The organism is Vibrio sp. 3-2(1), from assembly GCF_963887575.1.
Lineage (GTDB): Bacteria > Pseudomonadota > Gammaproteobacteria > Enterobacterales > Vibrionaceae > Vibrio > Vibrio anguillarum.
The window spans coordinates 298,292-318,572 of record NZ_CAWPGB010000033.1; the positions used below are offsets into that span (position 1 = coordinate 298,292).

General features: G+C 43.7%; 20 protein-coding genes. 10 read left to right on the top strand and 10 right to left on the bottom strand.

All coding sequences use genetic code 11. The annotated features are described in order from the left end of the window. Nucleotides 1-60 precede the first annotated feature (60 nt). Together AACQ79_RS12390 and AACQ79_RS12395 are read left to right on the top strand one after the other, a co-directional pair. Nucleotides 61-966 (top strand): manganese-dependent inorganic pyrophosphatase, encoded by a 906-nt coding sequence (locus tag AACQ79_RS12390; protein WP_088728800.1) that lies wholly within the window; start codon nt 61-63, stop codon nt 964-966. A gap of 100 nt (nt 967-1,066) precedes the next feature. Then, nucleotides 1,067-1,459, top strand: a complete 393-nt coding sequence (locus AACQ79_RS12395; protein WP_010320150.1) for a DUF2750 domain-containing protein — start codon at nt 1,067-1,069, stop codon at nt 1,457-1,459. Between the two features lie 85 nt (nt 1,460-1,544). Here AACQ79_RS12395 and AACQ79_RS12400 read toward each other — a convergent pair whose 3' ends face one another. After that, complete coding sequence (locus tag AACQ79_RS12400; RefSeq protein WP_170899167.1) at nt 1,545-2,663, bottom strand: multidrug effflux MFS transporter; 1,119 nt, start codon at nt 2,661-2,663, stop codon at nt 1,545-1,547. 96 nt (nt 2,664-2,759) lie between these two features. Between AACQ79_RS12400 and AACQ79_RS12405 the strand changes: the two genes are divergently transcribed. After that, a complete protein-coding gene (locus AACQ79_RS12405) occupies nt 2,760-3,545 on the top strand; it encodes an AraC family transcriptional regulator (protein ID WP_017043971.1) in 786 nt (261 codons plus the stop codon). Between the two features lie 324 nt (nt 3,546-3,869). Here the strand turns inward: AACQ79_RS12405 and AACQ79_RS12410 are convergent, their stop codons facing one another. The 6 genes from AACQ79_RS12410 to pspF all read right to left on the bottom strand — a co-directional run bounded on the left by AACQ79_RS12410 (nt 3,870) and on the right by pspF (nt 10,209). Then, nucleotides 3,870-4,658 (bottom strand): peptide ABC transporter ATP-binding protein, encoded by a 789-nt coding sequence (locus AACQ79_RS12410; RefSeq protein ID WP_013857043.1) that lies wholly within the window; start codon nt 4,656-4,658, stop codon nt 3,870-3,872. Beyond that, entirely contained in the window at nt 4,655-5,650 is a 996-nt protein-coding gene (locus AACQ79_RS12415) for a peptide ABC transporter ATP-binding protein (RefSeq protein ID WP_010320232.1), read from the bottom strand. Before AACQ79_RS12415 ends, AACQ79_RS12410 begins: the two co-directional genes overlap by 4 nt. Then, the gene (locus AACQ79_RS12420; protein ID WP_013857042.1) at nt 5,650-6,537 is read right to left on the bottom strand and encodes an ABC transporter permease subunit; all 888 of its coding nucleotides are present in this window, start codon (nt 6,535-6,537) and stop codon (nt 5,650-5,652) included. Before AACQ79_RS12420 ends, AACQ79_RS12415 begins: the two co-directional genes overlap by 1 nt. Next, nucleotides 6,524-7,486, bottom strand: a complete 963-nt coding sequence (locus AACQ79_RS12425; RefSeq protein ID WP_013857041.1) for an ABC transporter permease — start codon at nt 7,484-7,486, stop codon at nt 6,524-6,526. Before AACQ79_RS12425 ends, AACQ79_RS12420 begins: the two co-directional genes overlap by 14 nt. Next, complete coding sequence (gene sapA, locus AACQ79_RS12430) at nt 7,486-9,105, bottom strand: ABC transporter substrate-binding protein SapA (protein WP_038149069.1); 1,620 nt, start codon at nt 9,103-9,105, stop codon at nt 7,486-7,488. Before sapA ends, AACQ79_RS12425 begins: the two co-directional genes overlap by 1 nt. A gap of 96 nt (nt 9,106-9,201) precedes the next feature. Further along, nucleotides 9,202-10,209 (bottom strand): phage shock protein operon transcriptional activator, encoded by a 1,008-nt coding sequence (gene pspF, locus AACQ79_RS12435; protein ID WP_170894742.1) that lies wholly within the window; start codon nt 10,207-10,209, stop codon nt 9,202-9,204. Nucleotides 10,210-10,447: 238 nt separating this feature from the next. On the opposite strand from pspF, the gene pspA reads away from it, so the two are divergent. Genes pspA through AACQ79_RS12455 form a run of 4 tightly spaced genes read left to right on the top strand, consistent with a single transcriptional unit; the run spans nt 10,448 to nt 12,392 of the window. Next, complete coding sequence (gene pspA / locus AACQ79_RS12440; protein WP_170899168.1) at nt 10,448-11,116, top strand: phage shock protein PspA; 669 nt, start codon at nt 10,448-10,450, stop codon at nt 11,114-11,116. Nucleotides 11,117-11,131: 15 nt separating this feature from the next. Further along, nucleotides 11,132-11,365 carry an envelope stress response membrane protein PspB gene (gene pspB / locus AACQ79_RS12445; RefSeq protein WP_026027627.1) on the top strand — a complete coding sequence of 78 codons (234 nt, stop codon included), beginning with the start codon at nt 11,132-11,134 and terminating at the stop codon, nt 11,363-11,365. Continuing rightward, nucleotides 11,358-11,747, top strand: coding sequence for an envelope stress response membrane protein PspC (gene pspC / locus AACQ79_RS12450; RefSeq protein ID WP_017043965.1), 390 nt, complete (start codon nt 11,358-11,360; stop codon nt 11,745-11,747). Before pspB ends, pspC begins: the two co-directional genes overlap by 8 nt. 54 nt (nt 11,748-11,801) lie before the next feature. Continuing rightward, the gene (locus AACQ79_RS12455) at nt 11,802-12,392 is read left to right on the top strand and encodes a DNA-3-methyladenine glycosylase I (protein ID WP_047690935.1); all 591 of its coding nucleotides are present in this window, start codon (nt 11,802-11,804) and stop codon (nt 12,390-12,392) included. A gap of 68 nt (nt 12,393-12,460) precedes the next feature. Here the strand turns inward: AACQ79_RS12455 and AACQ79_RS12460 are convergent, their stop codons facing one another. Together AACQ79_RS12460 and cls are read right to left on the bottom strand one after the other, a co-directional pair. After that, nucleotides 12,461-13,657 carry a cystathionine beta-lyase gene (locus AACQ79_RS12460; RefSeq protein WP_170899169.1) on the bottom strand — a complete coding sequence of 399 codons (1,197 nt, stop codon included), beginning with the start codon at nt 13,655-13,657 and terminating at the stop codon, nt 12,461-12,463. A gap of 80 nt (nt 13,658-13,737) precedes the next feature. Further along, on the bottom strand, nt 13,738-15,192 hold the full coding sequence (cls, locus tag AACQ79_RS12465; protein WP_170899170.1) for a cardiolipin synthase: 1,455 nt from the start codon (nt 15,190-15,192) through the stop codon (nt 13,738-13,740). Nucleotides 15,193-15,528: 336 nt separating this feature from the next. Between cls and AACQ79_RS12470 the strand changes: the two genes are divergently transcribed. From AACQ79_RS12470 to AACQ79_RS12480, 3 genes are all read left to right on the top strand, one after another. Further along, nucleotides 15,529-16,872, top strand: a complete 1,344-nt coding sequence (locus tag AACQ79_RS12470; RefSeq protein WP_013857032.1) for a sodium-dependent transporter — start codon at nt 15,529-15,531, stop codon at nt 16,870-16,872. Nucleotides 16,873-16,995: 123 nt separating this feature from the next. Beyond that, entirely contained in the window at nt 16,996-17,691 is a 696-nt protein-coding gene (locus AACQ79_RS12475) for a TIGR01621 family pseudouridine synthase (protein ID WP_096036315.1), read from the top strand. Between the two features lie 11 nt (nt 17,692-17,702). Beyond that, entirely contained in the window at nt 17,703-18,635 is a 933-nt protein-coding gene (locus tag AACQ79_RS12480; protein ID WP_170899196.1) for a class I SAM-dependent methyltransferase, read from the top strand. Between the two features lie 75 nt (nt 18,636-18,710). Here AACQ79_RS12480 and AACQ79_RS12485 read toward each other — a convergent pair whose 3' ends face one another. Then, the gene (locus AACQ79_RS12485) at nt 18,711-20,201 is read right to left on the bottom strand and encodes an EAL domain-containing protein (protein WP_170899171.1); all 1,491 of its coding nucleotides are present in this window, start codon (nt 20,199-20,201) and stop codon (nt 18,711-18,713) included. Nucleotides 20,202-20,281: the final 80 nt, after the last annotated feature.

Here is a 20,281-nt window from a genome sequence, read left to right on the forward strand (position 1 = left end):
TGAGCAATCTCGCCTATCACCTTCGATAGGCCATCAAATAGCATTAAAATAGGAAGAAAGATGATTTTCGTTGTCGGTCATAAAAACCCAGATAGTGATAGCATTTGTGGTGCATTAGTTGCTGCTGAATTACTTAAAGCACGTGGTCTAGAAGCAACGCCTGTTCGTCAGGGTGAAATTAACCGTGAAACTCAACACATTCTTGCAACAGCCGGTGTTGATCAACCTGAACTTCGTACTAGCGTCGCGGGCGAAAAAGTATGGCTTGTGGACTATACCGATCTTGCGCAAGCACCTGATGACATCAACCAAGCGGAAATTCTCGGTATTGTTGACCATCATCGCCTAGGCGACGTAATGACAGTGAATCCGCTAGAAGCGTGGATTTGGCCAGTTGGCTGTACCTGTACTATCTTGTTCAACCTATTCAAGATGGAAAATGCGCCAATCACACGTCCTTTAGCCATATTGATGATGTCTGCGATTTTGTCTGACACGGTCGGTTTTGCGTCTCCAACGTGCACACCAAAAGATAAAGAAGCGGTGCTGGCACTGGCTGAAATTGCTGATGTTGAAGACCTTGATGCCTTTATTAAAGCGCTTTTGATTGCGAAAACAGACATTGAAGGTTTATCTGCCGCTCAACTTGTTGAGAAAGATTTGAAAGCTTACCCATTCAACGGCCGTGATGTGGTGGTTGGTCAAGTGGAATTGGCAACGCTTGAACAAGTCGATGGCATGATTGACGCCATTCAAGCAGATCTAGTTCGTCGCTGTGAAGAGGAAGGCCTTGCGTTTGCCGCCGTGATGTTGACCGACATTACCACCGCGCAGACCCGTCTTCTTTATACTGGTGAATGGGCTGAAAAACTGACTAAACACGAACAAGATGGCATGTTGATGATGGAAAATACCTTAAGCCGTAAGAAACAAGGTTGGCCTTGGCTGCAAGCTGAATTGGCTTAATCCTTTTTATCATCTTATTGTTTAAGATTCTAAATGTAACGCCTGCAGTGCTACACTGTAGGCGTTTTTATATTCCCCAACTTTCGCATGGAGCCGGGCTATGGCAGACGCATTAACCACAGAACAGATAGAAACAATCAATCGCTATAATGAAGAAGAACGTTTTAAATACTGCATTAAAGCCATTGTTGCAAACCGTGAAGTTTGGATACTAAAAGATGAACACGGTTGTGTCATGCTCAACACAGAAGAAGATGATTGTGTTCCTGTGTGGCCTAACCAAGAGTTTGCCAAGGCATGGGCAACAGGCGAGTGGCAAGCGTGTGAAGCGGAAGCGATCTCTTTGAACAAATGGCACAGCCGTTGGACTTCGGGCTTGGAAGAAGATGAACTGTCGGTGGTGGTGTTCCCCAATGAGAATGAAGAAGGCGTTGTGTTATTTCCCGACGAGTTTGATTTTGAATTGAAAAAGCAAGCCAGTAAAACGCGCTAACTCAAAGAGCTTCTGATAGAAGCTCTTTTTCTAGCTAAATTAGTAACAGTGCGGGAAAGATTTGCAATTAAATATCAGTAACTTATTACTTGCGTGATGTTGTGACCAATACCGTGGCTGCACTACATACGATAAGCACCATACCTAAGTTTTGAACCTCGCCAACTAGAGCTAATCCGCCACCAATCAATAAGTAATACAGAAGTCCAAATAGAGCACCAGCACTACCCGATTGTTGTTTATAGTCAACCAAAGCGACACTCAGCACATTTGGGATCGCAATACCAAAAGACATCACCACTAACATCATTGGTGCTAAAAACCAAATAGAGCCCTGCATGGCATAAACCCCGATAGCACCAATAGTTAACAGCATAGCGGATACCCATAAAAGAGAACGTTGCGACACTTGTTTCGAAAGTAGAGTTTTGTTTAAGTAACTGCCTAGTAACGTCCCAAGCCCTAATACAACCCCACTGTAACCAAATTGGGCAGAGCTAAGACCTAACGCTTCAAAAGTAAAAGCGCCAAGCTGGTAATAAGAGAACAGTGCAATGTTGTATAGCGCAACCAATAAAGCCGAAAACCAGATGTGCGAATCTTTCAACATTCGAAGACTTAAGCTACCTAGTTGTAGAGACTGACTTTCTTTTTGAGTTTCAGGAAGCTTAATCAGGTTGTACAAAAATAGCATTATCGCCATAACAAATAGCGCCAAGAACACACAATGATGACCACCAATAGACGTTAGCTGACCACCTAGTAGCATTCCTAACACAGGGCTAATTGATATCCCCATTCCCATTAGGCTAAAGACCTTGCCTAACTCTTCGCCACTGAACGCATCGCGAAGCATGGTCTGTGTCACAACTGAACCAACAGCGATTCCCAATGCGCTAAATGCGCGTGCGACCATGATGATGCTAAAGCTTTCAGTTTGCATAGCCACCAAAGAAGCGCAGCCGTATATAAATAGGCCAATAATCATGGTTGGGCGTCTGCCAAATTTGTCTGCCAGTATTCCCCAAACAAGAACACCAATAGCAAAAGCTAAAAAATAAACGGACAGCGTTTGAGCTGCTTGGGCGTCGTTTACCGAAAAGGATTGGGCAATAGAACCTAAAGCAGGGCTGTAAATGGTTTCCACGATTTGCGGAAACATCAACATGACAACCATCAGCCATAAAGAAGGTTTTGTATTCATCTTGTGTCCTCATCAATGAACTTGGCGCACAGTATAAATGAGGCTATTCTTTATCTATTAACAACATTAATACCAGAAACAACAAGATTCGAACAAATGGCGATTATTGATGAACAAACCCAATTCGATGCTGATAAATTAACAGCTTGCGTTGTAGGGATAGCAGCCGACATCGGTAAACACGACTCGGGAATGCATCAACATAAAAAAGGCCAACTTCTCTATGCGCCTCAAGGATGCATCAGCTTTGCTTTAGATAACTCAATCTGTATTTTACCACCGACAAAAGCAGTTTGGATTCCACCATACATCCAACATCGAGCGATGATGACGAACGTGGTAGCTTATCGATCGCTATACTTCGATTGTGCAGTTTTTGAATGTCCAAATAACATGATTATGATAGAAGTTGATGCTTTGCTAAAGGCACTCATTGATAAGATGGCATTGTGGGCATGGGATAAACCTGAAAATGAAATGCAAAAAACGACGGCTCTTTTTTGGGAGGAATTTTATGCGGCTAAACGTCATTCTTTCCAATTACCCTTACCGTTAGATCGTCGGTTTAAAAAATTCTGCCAACAAGTGATGCAAGAATCTTTTTTGGTGCCGCCTCTTACCACCATCGCACATTCTATAGGTGCAAGTACCAAAACGATCACAAGGCTATTCAAAGCAGAAACAGGAATGTCCTATCAAGACTGGAGGCAGCAATGGCGCTTGTTAAAGGCGATTGAGTTGCTGTCTAAAGAAATACAAGTTAGCGAGGTCTCTCATTTGCTAGGCTTTTCTTCTGATAGTGCGTTTATTGCTTTTTTTAAGAAACAAACAGGACAAACACCTCTCAGTTTTATGAAAAGCAGTAGAAGTAGATTGAATTAAACTAATCAAGTAGTCAGGTTATTGGTATTACGAAAAGACAAGCCAAATAGTGATTTACTGAAATGGGAACTCAATTTCCTCAAGAAGGTTTAGGGTAAAACTATTTTAGCAACCCGCATCTATCATCATAAATGAAATACTCTCAACGCTAACGAAACTAATTCCCTCCCCTTTTAGGGGAGGGTTAGGGTGGGGTGAGCACTGTCAATCCTCCCCTTCAAGAGGAGGGCTAGGGCCTGTACACCCCCTCCTAACCTCCCCCTAAAAGGGGGAGGAACAGTACAATATCGACGATATTGTCTTCCGATATTAAATACAGAGCGGCTATTTAAAGCTGGGCGCTTTGTTGAAGTGGCTCTCAATCATTCTTTGAGTGATGGGATGAGTTGGATTAGACAATACTTCTTGTGTGTCACCCGATTCGACGACTTCGCCTTCGTGCATCACCATAATTTTGTCTGTAATGTGTTTTACAATACCAAGGTGTTGAGATACATACACAAACGAGACACCCATCTCTTCTTGCAGTTCTAGAAACAAGTTAATCATCTGTGATCGCATTGCCATGTCTAGCCCGTTTAATGCTTCATCAGCCACAATGATCGACGGTTGTAGAATAAGTGCTCGTGCCAAGCAAATCCGCTGTTTTTGCCCGGTGGCGAGCATTTGCGGGTAGAAGTAGGCGTGCTCTGGCAATAACCCAACGCGCAATAGCGTATCTTTCACGCGCTTCATGCGCGCTTCCGGTGGCATATTGGTGTTTCTTTTGAGCGGCCCTTCTAGAATACGACCAATTTGAATTCTTGGGTTGAGCGATGTGTTCGGATCTTGAAAAATCATTCGAATCAGCTTACAGCGCGTGGAGTAATCCTTGTGTTCCAATAACTCTCCATTAACGCGTATCTCGCCAGCAGAGGGTTCAACCATCCCCGCAAGCATTCGTGCCAATGTCGATTTACCAGAACCATTTTGGCCAATAAAACCAATGGTTTGTCCCGCTTCTAACGTAAAGCTGACCGGTTTGACCGCATGCTGAATTTTCTTGCGAAACAGACCTGAACGAGTAATGAAATCTTTAGTTAACCCGTTCACTTCTAATAATGATGCACTCATGACTGTTGCTCCATATTGAGTGGGAAATGACAGGCAAACTTATGATTTTTAATACGTTGTGGATACGGTATTTCAACGCATTGGCGCTGAGCATAGGGGCAGCGAGGCCCTAATCTGCAACCAATCGGTAAATGTTGCAAGGGTGGAATGGAACCCGGTAAGGATTGCAATTTTTCTTTATGCGGGATCCAATCACTAAAATCAGGCATCGCTTTCAGTAGTGCGGCCGTATAAGGGTGTTTGGGTTCACTCAATATTTTCTGGGTATCGGCTGACTCAACAGACTGACCGCAGTACATCACTGTAATACGGTTAGCCCATTGGGTAATGGTGGTTAAGTCGTGGCCAATCAATAGAATCGTGGTGTTATTAACCTGGTTCATCCGGCTTAGCAGGCGCAATATCTGTGATTGGGTAATGGGGTCCAAATCGTTCGTTGGTTCATCAGCAATCAAAATTTTTGGTTTGGTTGCGATAGCCATCGCAATCATCACCTTTTGGCATTCACCATCAGTTAGCTCATAGGGGTAGCTACTCATGATGCGCGCGTGCTCTTTGATTCCTACTTTATGTAAAAGGGCAATGGCTTGTTTTTTACGCCATGTAAAACGCTGCCACCATTTGCCTTCAAATGTGCGCGATGGAATTGATTCAATCAACTGTTTTCCCACTTCATCTGAAGGGTCTAAGCAGGTTGACGGTTCTTGAAAAATCATCGCGATGTCGCGGGCAATCACTCGCCGGCGTTCGCGCGGCGTCAGCTGAAGTAGATCAATGTTACCTAAGCGCATGCGGTCGGCGGTGATGGTCCAATTATCTTTGCATATTCCTACGATGGCTTTAGCCACCAAGCTTTTTCCTGATCCGGATTCTCCCACCAACCCGCGAATTTCGCCTTCGTTCATGGTTAAGCTCATGCGATCGACTGCTTTTACCATGCCTTGTGGCGTATCAATTTCGATGGTGAGATGGCGAATATCTAATAATGGCATTATTCCACCCCTGCATTCAGAGCTTGTCGTACACCTTCACCGACTAAGTTGATGATGATCACCGTAAACATAATCGCTAAACCGGGGAGAGTGACTGTCCATGGTGCGAGGTAAATCAGCTCAACTGAATCACCTAAGATGGTGCCCCATTCGGTGCTTGGTGCTTGAGCACCCAAACCAAGAAAGCCCAAAGCGGTGATGTCTAAGATGGCAATGGATAACGCGAGTGTTATTTCGTTGGCGATGACAGCAAGGACATTGGGTAAAATGGAGTTCCACAACAGATAAAAGTCATTGGCACCATCTAAACGTGCGGCAAGGATATAGTCTTTTTCTACTTCGTTGTGTACGGCAATATACACCGAACGAACAAAGCGAGGGATGAGTGCCAAACCAATCGCAAGCAAAATATTGAACTCGCCAAAACCGAGCAGTGCCACAAAAATAATGGCAAGCAGCAACGATGGAATCGACATGACCGTGTCGAGTAAGTGGTTCAATGTACTGGACAATAATCCTTTGGTCATGCCTGCCATAATGCCGATAAAACAGCCGATCACAGCCGCGATAGCGGTGATTAAAATAGCGGCAGCGAAGGTGTATTGGGTACCATCAATCAACCGTGACAAGATATCTCGGCCTAAATCGTCGGTACCTAAGAAAAATTCGACAGTACCCGCAGGATCCCAAGAAGGCGGTATTAATAGGTTGCTCGTTTGCAACTGCGGATCATGAGGGGCTATCCAAGGAGAGGTGAGGGTAATCAACACAATGAGTCCTAAGCACCACAAGCCAAACATCGCCAAACTGTTATTGCGATAGCTGCGCCAAAACCGCTCAAACTGAGTTGGAATATGCTCTTCCTGATAAATGTTATTTGTTAGCATACCATTCCTTTCTTACCAGCGGGTTAACCATAGCGCCAATCAAATCAGACAGAATGTTTGCTGTGAGAACGAGCGTACCAACTACGATCACGCCGGCTTGAATGGAGACATAATCTTGGTTAGATAAGGCATCGAGCAGCCAACGGCCGATTCCCGGCCAGTTGAAGATGGATTCAGTAATAATTGCTAGCGTTAACATACTCGATAACTGAACCCCGAATTTAGGAATAATAGGTGGAATTGCATTTCTCAGCACATGCTCGGTGACAATTTCGTAATCACTTAAACCCTTAATTCGAGCGGCGCGTATATAGTTCTGAGCCATTACATCGGCCACCGAAGAACGCATCAGGCTCACCACTTGTGTCGTCGGTGCTAGAGCCAGTACCAAGCAGGGTAAAATCATATGTTCAATAACACTTTGCAAAGCATGAGCACGGTAGTTGCCTTCAGCGAAAAAAGCATCGATCAGAGCGAAACCTGTCACGTGTTCCACTTGGTAGAGTAGATCATAACGTCCTGAAACAGGAAACAGCTCATAATGCAGTGAAAAGACCATGATCATTAGCAAAGCTACCCAAAATAGCGGTGCTGAATAGCCGGACATTGACGTGAAGGAGATGACGGTATCAATCCATTTACCTTGCTTCATTCCTGCGAGCGTACCAATAGGGAGACCAATTAACAAAGAGAGAGTAAAAGCAATGAGGCATAACTCCAGCGTTGCTGGAAAGACCATCGCCAGTTCATCCACAATCGGGACACCACTGTGATTGACGCCAAAATTCAGTTGCAGTAGTTGCCCTAAATAGGTTGACCAACCTGACCAAAATCCATGAGCAGTTAGAGGCGACTGTGGATCTAAGCGCAGCAGCGCAAACCCGACCATAGTCAAAATGAGTAACGTGATAATAAATAAGTTGAGTCTGCGTACCGTATATAAAAACACTATTCGATCCTCTCAACCGTATTGAAGGGTTGTACATTAAATGGGCTGAGTTTAAAGCCCGTTAATGTTTTGCTGTACGCTTTAAATTGCATGCCGTGTGCCAATGGGATAACAGGGAATTCTTCATTCAAGATATTTTGCGCTTGTTTGTATAAGTTAAGGCGATAGCGCGACTTGTCTACTTCCAAGGCCAAATCGAGTAGAAAATCGAAATCACTATTGCACCACATCGAGGCATTGAGCCCTGAGCGATCTGAATTACATGAGAGCAGTGGACGCAAAAAGTTATCTGGGTCTGCGGTATCGCCATTCCAGCCCGTTAAAATCAGATCAACGTTGGCGTGCTGGGTCAAATTTGAACGATCGAGGCGGTCTTCCGTGATGATATGCAATGTAATACCAATGTCGGCAAGGTTAGCGTTAATTAACTCGGCGGTTTTACGTGGGCTTGGATTATAGGCATGAGACTCTGCAGGAACAGACATCGTCAATTCCAAGTTGGCGTAATAGCCAGCCTCTTTAAGTAATGCGATCGCGTAGTTACGATCATAGCGAATTTGAATACTGTCCTTTTGATAGGCCCAAGAGGAGGGGGGAAGAATGTTATAAGCAATACTTCCTGTACCGTAATAGACCGAGTCCAAAATATTTTGGCGGTTGATCGCAAAATTAAGCGCTTTACGCACGCGAACATCACTGAGCGCAGGGTGAGAGGTATTCACAGCAATATAAGACACGTTCATCGCAGGCTTGGCATCAAGCTCTATTTCCGATTGCTGCTTGATAATAGGGATTTGGCTTGAAATAGGCGAGCTGAGCACATCGCATTCATGGCGTAGTAGTTTGGCGAGTGTCCCTGTGCCTCGGTTGGAGACATCAAATACGACTTGTTCCATCTTCGCCACGCCATTCCAATAAGCGCCATGACGACGGAGGCGGATAAGGTCATTCACTTTAAATTCGTCTAGATAAAATGGTCCGGATCCAACAGGATGGCTGTCGATCATGCTTTTTTCATCTTCAATCACTAATTGATTAGCATACTCATAGGAGAGTATGACAGCATGACTGGTGGCGATATTGGATAAAAAGGAGTTGTCGGGACGGCTGAGGGTAAATTTAACCGTGAGTTCATCCAGAGCTTGAACATCGATCAGCAAGTTTTTGAAATCAATACCCGCAAACCATGGGTAGACGCCACTATTGACGTAATGAAACGGGTTGGTTGGGTCAATGATTCGGCGAAAGCTGAAGACCACATCATCGGCATTAAGAGCGCGAGTCGGTGTAAACCAAGCGGTTGATTGAAATTGAACGCCATCGTTTAGCTTGAATGTATACTCTGTACCCTGTGGATTCACTGTCCAACTCGTGGCCAGACTTGGTATCGGTTGTAAGGTTTCTGAATCCAATTGCAACAGCGTGTCGTAAATCTGTGGGCTGAGAGCTTCAGACGTAATGCCGCTCTCAACCAATTGTGGGTTAAAAGTGGTGGGATTGCCGTGACCACAATATACGAATCCGCTCTGGCGAATTTTACTATGGTCAATTTGTTCGCTACAGCCTATCAGTAGGCTAAAGCTGCATATTCCTAGTGCGAATCGTATCAATGTTTTCATAAAGAGAAATAACTGTGAGAAGTAGGGCAAACAAAGCTAATCATTATGCCTCAAAATCCTGATAATCTACCATTTTTTGTTGATCTAAACCTAGGGTTAATCATCATTGCTGCCGACGAGTTGATATTTTCTCACCATACCTCTCAATTGGTGGTAGCTCAAGCCGAGTAATTCTGCAGCTTGTCTTTGATTAAACTTACTGGCATTGAGCGCGGCACTCAGTAGTTGTCTGTCCTGATCCTCCTGCCACATTTTGTAATCCATCGGAAATTCAAAGCCAGTGGTGTAAGTATGGCGATCTGTGGAGAGATTGCCAGTAAGGTCATCTGGTTTGTGCCACTCATTAGCAAAAGGGTTAAAAACCAAGTTTTCAATCGGATGGGAGGCCGTTCCGTGTTGATAGACAGCACGCTCCACGACATTTTTAAGTTCACGCACATTTCCCGGCCACAAGTAGTGTTGAAGCTGATCTGCCGCTTCTGCACTAAACCCGACAAAGAGCGCTAAGTTCAGTTCACGGCACATCTTAATCGCGTAATACTCAGCAAGTAGCATAATGTCTTCTTTTCGCTCTCTTAGCGGTGGAAGCTGGATCACATCAAAGGCCAGTCGGTCGAGTAAATCAGCTCGAAACTTTCCAATTTCAGCTAATTGTGGAAGATTGGCGTTGGTTGCGCAGACGATACGGACATTCGCATTAAGCCGTTGGCTACCGCCGACACGTTCGTAATGTCCATATTCAATCACTCGAAGTAGTTTCTCTTGTACAGCAAGCGGCGCGGTGGCGAGTTCGTCCAAAAAAAGAGTTCCACCTTCTGCCCGTTCAAATCGTCCTTGGTGACGTCCTTTGGCTCCGGTAAACGAGCCTGATTCATGACCAAAGAGCTCAGAGTCAATTAACCCTTCACTCAAGGTTGAACAGTTTAACGAAACCAGTGGTTGGTCCCAACGTTTGGAAAGATAGTGTAAGCGCTGAGCGATTAACTCTTTGCCCGTTCCCCGCTCGCCAATAATTAATACCGGCCTATCAATCGGTGCAAGCTTAGAGACTTTATCCAGTACCGATAAAAATTGAGGCGCTTCACCCAGTAAGTTTTGTTGCATGTTCACTCTCCATACTGTGATTGTGTGATTGAAAGGGTGGTTAAATTCACCAACTCTTGGCGAAAATCATCATAGCACAGTAATCTCATTCTATGAGATATTATCTAATTTATTGATTATCAATAGATTTATATATGGCATGAAACTTGGTTATCTCTTCTCGTCTTAACGTTTTGAGCGATTCAAAATGGCTCACCAATAACTACATCGTCATGAACAACTAATCAGGAGATTGAACATGGGTATTTTTTCTCGTTTTGCCGATATCGTAAACTCGAATATCAGTGCACTGTTAGATAAAGCGGAAGATCCTGAAAAGATGATCCGCTTAATCATCCAAGAGATGGAAGACACCTTGGTGGAAGTACGCACCAATTCGGCCAAAGCTATTGCGGATAAGAAAGAGCTCGCGCGTAAAGTGGATTCTATGGCCTCTCATATTGAAGATTGGCAACAGAAAGCGACCTTGGCGCTTGCTAAACAGCGTGAAGATCTCGCTCGCGCTGCTTTAGTTGAAAAAAAGAAATTGCAAGAAATGCAGAAAGGCTTGCACACTGAACAAACCTTGGTAGAAGAAACTATCGATAAATTGACTGGGGAAATCGGTAAGTTAGAGGCCAAAATTGCCGAAACACGGGTGAAGCAACAAGCTTTGGCACTTCGTAGCCAAACTGCGCACAACCGTCGTGATGTGCAACGTCATTTGCATACTAGCCGTACTGATGAAGCGATGGCGAAGTTTGAGCAGTACTCGCGTAAAGTCGATGAACTTGAAGCTGAAGCCGATCTCTACGCTATGTCTGGTAACGCTAAGTCACTCGACCAAGAATTTGCTGAACTTCAAGCGCAAGATGAAATTGAACAAGAGCTAGCAAAACTGAAACAGCAAATGGACAAAAACCAATAACGAGGAGTGGCATATATGTCATCATTTTTTATCGCAGGTCCACTGATTGTCTTTTTGATTTTTGTTGCACCGATATGGCTTTTTCTGCATTACAGAGGTAAACGACATAGCAGCAACTCATTGTCACAAGAGGATTTAGAGCGGATTAAAGCGTTATCTGAAAAAGCGGAAAAACTGCAAAGCCGTGTTGAAACCCTTGAACGCATCTTAGATGCTGAATCACCGACTTGGAGGCAAAATCATGGCTAGCCGAGAACTCTATAAAGATCCGGTCAATGGCAAAATAGCTGGCGTATGCGCTGGGCTTGCTAATTATCTTGGGTTAGAAGTTTGGTTGGTGCGTATATTGGTCATCTCGGCTGCACTACTCGGTGGCGGTTTTTTAGTGCTTTTAGCTTATATGGCTTTGATGCTGATGTTAGAAAAGCAGCCTACTCAGTATGTTGAAACGCTAAAAGCCCAACGCGAACATACATTGAAGAATAAGCCTTGGGAGCAAGGACAAACCGCCGAAGCTTTGCTGGCGACATTGGATCAAGATTTAACTCAAGTGGATCAGAAAATCCGTAAAATGGAGGCTTATGTCACCTCTGAAGCATTTAAAGTCAATCGTGAGTTTAATCAGCTTTAAAAGCAAAGCTAGGGCACGTAGGTTTGCAGTGTCATTGTTCAACTGACACCGCAAATGAAGGTAAGGGTAAGGAAACAAAAAATGAAGCATCATACAGAAATGACTTGTGCATGGGCGATGAATCACCCTTTAGAGCGCGATTATCACGATAATGAGTGGGGCATTCCCGTTTACGATGATGTCAAGTTGTTCGAATTTTTGACGTTAGAAGGTGCGCAAGCTGGGCTGAGCTGGATTACGATTTTGAAAAAGCGCGAAGGTTATCGCTTAGCCTTTGACGGTTATGATCTTGAAAAACTGGCTCAGTACGACGAAACGCGGGCACCTTACATTATCGAGCATTTCGATGTGGTGAAGCACAAAGGCAAAATTACCTCTGTCTATTCCAATGCACGAGCGGCTTTATTGTTGCAGCAAGAGTATGGCTCTTTATCCAAAGCATTGTGGCAGTTTGTGGATGGTCAACCAGTGCTCAATCATTGGCAGCAGATGAGTGATATCCCTACATCGACGCCCACGTCTAAGGCGATGAGCCAATTTCTAAAGAAAAAAGGCTTCAAGTTTATTGGCGAAACGATTTGTTATGCTTTTATGCAGGCGGTGGGTATGGTGAACGATCATTTGGCTGATTGCCCCAAGCGTTAATTTTTCAGGGCAACCTAATATGCAAAAGACCGCTGAAGATTCAGCGGCCTTTTGGTCTTCCGCTCATATTATGCACGCAGAGCAAGCTGTGCACTGTAGCGTTCTAATCCCGCTTTTAGATCAGCGATCAGATCGTCTACATCTTCAAGACCAATATGCACTCGAATCAGTGTACCTGCAAAGTGCGGGTGTGCGACGGTTCTTAAACTATCAAAGCTTTTGGGTTCATTAGCTAAAATCAAGCTTTCAAATCCACCCCATGAAAAGCCCATACTAAAATGTTGCATGCCATCGAGCAAAGCCGTCGTAGCTTTTGTATCACTGCTCTTTAATACAAATGAAAACAGTCCGTTACCACCAGTGAAATCACGCTGATAAAACTCATGTCCAGGACAAGTCTCTAACGCAGGATGGCGAACGTGATCCACTTCAGGTTGGTCTGCTAACCAGTGTGCAATGGCTAAGCTATTTTGAGCATGTTGACGTAAGCGAACATCTAACGTTCTTAGCCCTCGTAGCCCTAAATAAGCGTCATCAGGTGAGATACATTGTCCCATCAAATAGCTTTGCTCTCGTAATTGATCCCAGCATTTTTCATTGGCAATCGCTGTTCCTAACATCACGTCTGAGTGGCCAACAATGTATTTCGTCGCCGCTTGGATCGAAATATCAACACCATGTTCAAAAGGTGAAAAGTTCACGCCCGCCGCCCAAGTGTTATCCAGCATGACAATGATGTCATGCTCATGTGCAACCTGCGCTAAGGTTGGGATATCTTGCACTTCCATCGTGATCGAACCGGGTGATTCAGTGAACAACACTTTGGTATTGGGTTGGATCAAAGTACGGATCCCTTCACCTATGGTCGGTGGGTAGTAGGTCGTTTCTATGCCCATTTTTTTCATGATTTTTTCACAAAAATCACGAGTAGGTTCATAGCAAGTGTCGACCATCAGAATATGGTCACCCGTTTGCACAAAGGAAAGAATACTATTGGCAATGGCGGCCGCACCGCAAGGGAAAAGCGCGCAACCGACACCACCTTCAATTTCCACCATTGCTTCTTGGAACGCAAAGTGCGTATGAGTACCACGGCGTCCATAAAAGAGTGTTTTATTAGCCCGATTGACAGTGGCATGATTTTTTTCAGCCACACTATCAAACACAACGGTAGAGGCGCGCTGAATAGGTGGGTTGACAACGCCATTGGTCCACTTTTTACTACGACCCGCATTGACCAACAGTGTTTTTTTACCTTCTGACATCCGAAATCCTTGTCTGGGAGAGAGTTCGTTATTTAAAACATGGAGTTGCCTAGCTTGGCAACCCCAGTCAGATAAAAAGTTTATAGCAGAGGGTTAAACAGATAGAACAATCGTTCAAAAAACCTATGATACAACGGGCGTTGCTCCCATATTGGTAGCTCAACCAAGTGAGATTGTTCTATATAGTGTTGCTGTAGCCAGTTCATTTCCTGAGTGAAGGATTGGTCTTCAATCGCGAGCGTGACTTCAAAATTGAGCCATAGGCTGCGCATATCGATATTCACTGTACCGACAAGACAGAACTGGTTATCGATCACGACGGATTTAGTGTGCAGCAAACCACCGTAGAATTCGTATATTTTCACCCCTGCTTCCAGTAGCTCACCATAGAATGCGCGAGATGCCCATTTGACCATCAATGAGTCATTTTTATGTGGAATAATGATCTCAACATTGATACCGCGCTGAGCGGTCATTTTTAGCGTTGCTAATAGGTCTGCACTAGGTACAAAGTAAGGGGTAGTGATCCTAACGGATTGGTTTGACTGATTAATCGCCAGTGTTAACACTTGAGAGATTAAGTTTTCTGGCATACCAGGGCCTGAAGGGACAACCTGTACAGGATGATGGGGCTGATCCGGACCAATTGTGCATTCTGGTTGTGCTGGCAACATGCGTGTTCCTGTTTCCACCTCCCAGTCCCAGCAATGTACTGCGGACAGCACATTGACCGCAGGCCCAGTAATACGAACCATAATATCGACCCATTGACCCACACCAGAGTTTTGTTTGAAATAGGCCGGTTCAACCAAATTCATCGAGCCTGTGTAGGCAATTTTATCGTCGATAACAATGATTTTACGATGTTGGCGTAGGTCTAAGCGGCGTAAGAACATCCGCCACGGGCTCACTTCTAACGCTTGGACGACTTCAACTCCTGCGTCTTTCATCATGGTATACCAATGACTTTTGAAAAAACGGGGGCTCCCTGCGGAATCAAGCAGCAGCTTAACGTGTACACCTCGTTTGGCCGCTTGGATCAGAGCCGATGCAACCGAATCCGCCAATCCACCTGGGTGCCAAATATAAAAGACCATTTGGATGCTAGTGTGAGCTTGTTCAATGTCGGCAATAATGGAATGCAGAATTTCATTAGGGGAGGTTTGCAGTGATAACGTATTACCACTTAAGGCCGGAATCCCCATACGGTGGTTACACAGTTCATCAATTTTATAAATTTGAGCACCCATTCCCTCAGGGGCATGAGCTTGGCAATCGTTAAGCTGTCTAAACCAATCACCAAATGGAGCAAACATTTCCTTCGCACGCTCTGCACGCTTGCGCCCTAAATTTAGCTCACCAAAAAGAAAATAGCAGATCACTCCCACAATCGGAATGATATAAATCACCATCAGCCAAGCCAGAGAAACACTCACCGCTCGGCGTTTCAATACAACGCGTAGCGTGACTGCGGCGACCAAAAACCAATAGAGTGCGATGCCTGCTAAAGTAAGAACGTGGTAAACCTTGTCCATGCCATTAATCTTGTCGATAGAATAAGTCACGATAGTAAAGGGAAAGGGAAAGGTAAGGAAGTTTATCGCGTGAATAATATGAAAATAGTAACAGATGAATCGTGTTACTAAAGTGATCATAGCAGTTTAAAAAAATGATCTGAGGATAAAAAAGCAACAATTGAACTATAAAACTACGGTCTAATCCATAATTTATATCGTTCGGACTTCCAATTTTAATCTCAAACTGTTTTACTTGCCACCATCACAGTGCGACTAAAAATTATAATTTGTGTAATTAAAAGTTTACACTCACTTTTAGCACTGCCTAACAAACACAACATTGGTAAATAGTTTATGGCAAGTAGTTCAAGAGGTCATTTCTCATCGAGACTTGGTTTTATTATGGCGGCTGCAGGTTCTGCGGTTGGCCTAGGGAATGTGTGGGGTTTTCCGACCAAAGCGGCAAGTAATGGTGGCGCGGCATTTTTAGTGATTTATTTGGCAATGGTATTCTTGCTGGCGTTTCCAATGCTGGTTGCGGAATTGACGATCGGGCGACATGGACAATCTAACCCCATCGCTTCTTTAAGAAGTATCTGGACCAAAAATCGTGCGGCGGCGGCACTGTTTGGCATTATTGCGATGATTGCCTCATCGATGATCCTCAGTTTTTACTCCATTCTTGCCGGATGGCTTATGGGTTTTGCGGCATCCCCTATATTAGGCTTGTTGGGTTTACAGACGGCGGCCGATTGGTTAGTGAATTTTAGCGGCTTACGCAATGTTTTACTGGCTCTCGCATTTTCTTTGCTCACTATTTATGTTGTGCGAAAAGGTGTCGCGGACGGCATTGAAAAATGGTCTACCCGTTTGATGCCAGTGCTTTTTATTCTATTCGGCGCCATGATTGCTTATATCTTTACCCAAGATGGGGCAATGGAAGGATTGAAGATGTATTTGATCCCTGATATTGCGCACATCACTCCCAGTTTATTAGTAGACGCAATGGGGCAAGCTTTCTTCTCTCTCTCTTTAGGCGTTGGAGCGATGATCGTTTATGGCTCATATCTTAAGAAAGATGTTAATTTGCCAAAAACAGCGGCGCAAGTCGCGGCGATTGATACAGGAGTGGCGTTTGCAGCAGGCCTTTTGATTCTCCCAGCAATGTTTGTGGCTAAAAATCATGGTGTCGAAATTTTTGATGATGCAGGCAACTTGATGAGTTCGGGCGATTTAGTCTTCACCGTGCTGCCTGCGATGTTTGATAATATGGGCAGTGCAGGGGTGTTGCTCGGTTTTGGTTTCTTTATTTTGATGGTTATCGCAGCGCTAACTTCTTCAATTTCTATGCTAGAAGTACCAGTATCTTGCGCGCAAGATGAACTAAAAATGACTCGTAGCCAAGCAACATGGATGATCGGTGGAGCCATTGCGCTGCTGAGCATCATCATTTCCCTTAACTTTGGGGCGTTATTTAACCTAGTGGCTAACGTCTCGACCGTCTATATGCAACCTTTATTAGGTGTGGTTTGGGCTATTGTGGTGGGTTGGGTTTGGCATCGTAATAAATTGCTTGATGAGATCAAACAAGGTAACCCAGACATTGCACAAAGCCTATTCTGGAAAATTTGGCCATGGTACGTGCGTTTTGTTTGCCCCGTGGCGATTTTAATGGTGTTTGCTTATTCATTAATTTAGCGCATTCCTAAGGCTCTCATCCGAGAGCCTTTTTATCATCCTACGGCCTTGAACCTTGCATTTATTGGTATCTGTGTTGTTTAACGCTATACTCAGCCGCCTATTCTGCAGTTAGTGATTCACATGTTTGATATTCTTTATACTCACAACGATTTTCTCATCATCAACAAGCATCCCAATGTTTCTGTACACAAAGATGACGGGGATACGATGCTTCTGCAAGAAGTGGGTAAGGTTTCAGGTGATGGCCAGCTCTACTTAGTTCATCGGTTGGATAAAATGACGTCCGGCATTTTATTGCTTGCCCGCCACCAAGCTGCGGCCAGTGAGTTGTCTAAAAACTTTGCAGCAAGGGAAGTCGAGAAATTCTATCTTGCCATTGGCAGTAAAAAGCCTAAAAAGAAACAGGGCTTGATAAGCGGTGATATGGAACGCTCTCGACGTTCGTCATGGAAGTTAGTAGCGACACAAAATAACCCTGCAGTAACGCAGTTTTTTTCCTGTTCTGCTGAGCCGGGTGAACGTCTCTTTTTATGTAAACCTTTTACCGGGAAAACCCACCAAATTAGGGTTGCTTTGAAATCACTCGGCTCTGCGATTGTCGGTGACCCGATTTATCATTCTCATGATGGTTCTGATAGAGGCTATCTACACGCTTTTGCGTTACATTTTTGCTATCAGGATCAGTGGTATCAATTTATCTGCGACCCACGCAATCAAGTAGCGATGGGGCAGAAATGGAACTCAGACATTGTTAGCCAAGGGATTGAATCTTGGTTAACACCTTGGAATCTAGTTTGGCCGAAAGTAAACAAATGACAGAACAAACAATGCAACGTTCAGCGCTTTCTCACTTTTTTACCCATATTGAGCAGCAGCTCTCTTGTAATACAGGTGAAATTCGCCGCTTATTTCATGGCCGAGGTCGTCAGTGGCCAGGTCTAGAACAGCTCACCTGTGACTGGTTGCAAGGGCAGTTAGTCGTCAACTTATTTAAAAATGTCGAAGAAGATTTTCTCGCGGAGTTAAAAGCGGGTTTGTCGCACCTAACAACCCGTCCGTTATGGCTAGAAAAGCAAGGTAGTTGTGTCTTACTTCAGCATCGATATGCCGATGGCGCGCCTTCAGAAACAGTATGGGGAGCGTTAGAGCCTTTCCCTGTGGTGGTCGAAAATGGCTTAAAGTACCAATTGAGCATTGGGCGTAACCAGAATTTCGGGCTGTTTTTGGATATGCGCTACGGCCGTGAGTGGGTTTCATCTCATGCTAAACATAAAAATGTACTGAATCTATTTGCCTATACTTGCGGTTTTTCAGTAGCAGCGATTGCTGGTGGTGCTGACCAAGTTGTGAATGTCGATATGGCCAAAGCATCACTGGCTAAAGGCCGTGAAAACCATCAATTAAATGGCCACAATCTCAATTCAGTGAAGTTTCTTGGACATGATATTTTCAAGTCTTGGGGAAAAATCAAAAAATCAGGGCCATATGATCTGATTATTATTGATCCTCCTTCGTTTCAAAAAGGCAGCTTTGCGCTGACTAAAGATTATCAACGTATCTTACGCCGTTTACCTGAGCTGTTAGAACAAGGCGGCGAAGTGCTTGCATGCGTTAATTCACCAGCCGTAACCTGCGATTTTTTAATCGAAGGGATGAAGGTAGAAGCGCCATCACTTACTTTTCAAGCTCGCCTAGAAAACCCACCAGAGTTTGAAGATATTGATCCGCAAGCCAGCCTGAAAGCACTGATTTTCTCCTAAGTAGAATGGAGACTAGGTAAGATCACGCCATAATAAAGTTGGTTATGGTGTGATTGCTCCTGACTTCAGGAATTATTAATTTTGCAAAATATGTTCAATCGGTGAGGGTTTAGAATAGATGAATCCTTGGATAAGATACACAGCACGAGTAGCAAGATAATCAACTTGGTCTCCGCGTTCAACGCCTTCAGCAATAATTTCAATGTTAGCTTCTTGTGCTGAGAGAATAATGGAATTGAGTACCTTTATTTTTAAGTCGTCAGTTCCAATCGTATCAATAAACATTTTGTCTATTTTAATACAAGAAATGCCAAGATTTTGTATATATGAGTAACCACCGTAGCCTGTACCAAAATCATCAATTTTGAATTTATAGCCTTTTTCCATAAGATGAGATAGTGCCCTACCTGCATTTTCAATATTAATAAATGGCGTTCTTTCTGTTATTTCAAAATGAATCTGTTTGGTGGTCGGCCAATTGAGTTCTTCTAGTGTTTCTGCTAAGCCACCACTTTCAATATGGGCAGGCACGATATTGATACTCACCCATTGCTGCACATCGAATTGTTCTAAATCATCAATTACTTTTCTTATGATTTGATTCGTTATCTGGATGATTAAACCGGATGTTTCCGCCGGACCAACGAACTCATTTGGTGGAACCATCTCCTTGCCTTTGCACCAACGAACTAAGATCTCATAGCCAATAACTCTCTCTTCTCGGCTATCAAGAATGGCTTGGTAGTAAGGGATGAATTGTTTATCTTTAATGCCTTTAAGAATTAATCCTTGAATTGAGTTTTTATAATTTCTGAACTTTAAATAAAAAATAGATAATAAGATACCAATTGCTAGCGCAATGGGATAACCCCAATATATTAATTGGTAGTAAAGATATTGGTTGAATTCTTTACCAACAGAGAGTGTTTCTTGAATATCAAACTCTTTTATGGTGTAACTAATGGTTGTGATGTGGTCTTGGTAAGCAATCTCTTTATTGCCTCGACTCATTCTCAATCCATTTAAACTAGGCGATAAATAATGAAAATTTAATAAAAAGCAATTTATACAATCACCTTTTAATATCTCTTCTTGCCAGCTACTGTCTAATATCCAAAAAATTCGATTACCTTCTTTTTGATAATAAATAAGTAGCTCTTTTTCTGTATCAAAAAGTGCGGGAGTGGTGGACATGTAAAACCCTGAAGAGAGGTCATAGGCTTTCAACTCATCCGAAAGTTGTAATGGGAAACCGACAGTCGAGCAGCTACGCCCGTCTTTGTTGACAACCGCGATCATTCTGATAAATCGGTTGTAGTACTTGGAATCACGAATTAATGACATATCGCTTGCTTGGCATTCATAATTTATCTGAGCGACTTGATCTAAAATCATATCATTTAAGCTCTGAGCTCTATTGGACAAATAAATATTGACGGTATCGAGTTTGCTTTCCAGCACATAGCGTGTCAACGGATTGATTAATATCGGGATGGCTAACGAAAAAATAAGAGTCGGGATCAGAAAGAGTAAGATCGCTATTTTAACGGGTCTGGTCAAAGTCATAAATGCAACCTTAGGCATCGTTATGCCACTGCGTTAGTAAGTGCGCAGTTTAGCATGCCACTGGTTCAATTGATGAGAAT

Excerpts from the sequence above, each read along its gene's own strand:
- AACQ79_RS12390 (WP_088728800.1), top strand. The coding sequence starts at position 61 with ATGATTTTCGTTGTCGGTCATAAAAACCCAGATAGTGATAGCATTTGT.
- AACQ79_RS12395 (WP_010320150.1), top strand. The coding sequence starts at position 1,067 with ATGGCAGACGCATTAACCACAGAACAGATAGAAACAATCAATCGCTAT.
- AACQ79_RS12400 (WP_170899167.1), bottom strand. The coding sequence starts at position 2,663 with ATGAATACAAAACCTTCTTTATGGCTGATGGTTGTCATGTTGATGTTT.
- AACQ79_RS12405 (WP_017043971.1), top strand. The coding sequence starts at position 2,760 with ATGGCGATTATTGATGAACAAACCCAATTCGATGCTGATAAATTAACA.
- AACQ79_RS12410 (WP_013857043.1), bottom strand. The coding sequence starts at position 4,658 with ATGAGTGCATCATTATTAGAAGTGAACGGGTTAACTAAAGATTTCATT.
- AACQ79_RS12415 (WP_010320232.1), bottom strand. The coding sequence starts at position 5,650 with ATGCCATTATTAGATATTCGCCATCTCACCATCGAAATTGATACGCCA.
- AACQ79_RS12420 (WP_013857042.1), bottom strand. The coding sequence starts at position 6,537 with ATGCTAACAAATAACATTTATCAGGAAGAGCATATTCCAACTCAGTTT.
- sapA (WP_038149069.1), bottom strand. The coding sequence starts at position 9,105 with ATGAAAACATTGATACGATTCGCACTAGGAATATGCAGCTTTAGCCTA.
- pspF (WP_170894742.1), bottom strand. The coding sequence starts at position 10,209 with ATGCAACAAAACTTACTGGGTGAAGCGCCTCAATTTTTATCGGTACTG.
- pspA (WP_170899168.1), top strand. The coding sequence starts at position 10,448 with ATGGGTATTTTTTCTCGTTTTGCCGATATCGTAAACTCGAATATCAGT.
- pspB (WP_026027627.1), top strand. The coding sequence starts at position 11,132 with ATGTCATCATTTTTTATCGCAGGTCCACTGATTGTCTTTTTGATTTTT.
- pspC (WP_017043965.1), top strand. The coding sequence starts at position 11,358 with ATGGCTAGCCGAGAACTCTATAAAGATCCGGTCAATGGCAAAATAGCT.
- AACQ79_RS12455 (WP_047690935.1), top strand. The coding sequence starts at position 11,802 with ATGAAGGTAAGGGTAAGGAAACAAAAAATGAAGCATCATACAGAAATG.
- AACQ79_RS12460 (WP_170899169.1), bottom strand. The coding sequence starts at position 13,657 with ATGTCAGAAGGTAAAAAAACACTGTTGGTCAATGCGGGTCGTAGTAAA.
- cls (WP_170899170.1), bottom strand. The coding sequence starts at position 15,192 with ATGGACAAGGTTTACCACGTTCTTACTTTAGCAGGCATCGCACTCTAT.
- AACQ79_RS12470 (WP_013857032.1), top strand. The coding sequence starts at position 15,529 with ATGGCAAGTAGTTCAAGAGGTCATTTCTCATCGAGACTTGGTTTTATT.
- AACQ79_RS12475 (WP_096036315.1), top strand. The coding sequence starts at position 16,996 with ATGTTTGATATTCTTTATACTCACAACGATTTTCTCATCATCAACAAG.
- AACQ79_RS12480 (WP_170899196.1), top strand. The coding sequence starts at position 17,703 with ATGCAACGTTCAGCGCTTTCTCACTTTTTTACCCATATTGAGCAGCAG.
- AACQ79_RS12485 (WP_170899171.1), bottom strand. The coding sequence starts at position 20,201 with ATGACTTTGACCAGACCCGTTAAAATAGCGATCTTACTCTTTCTGATC.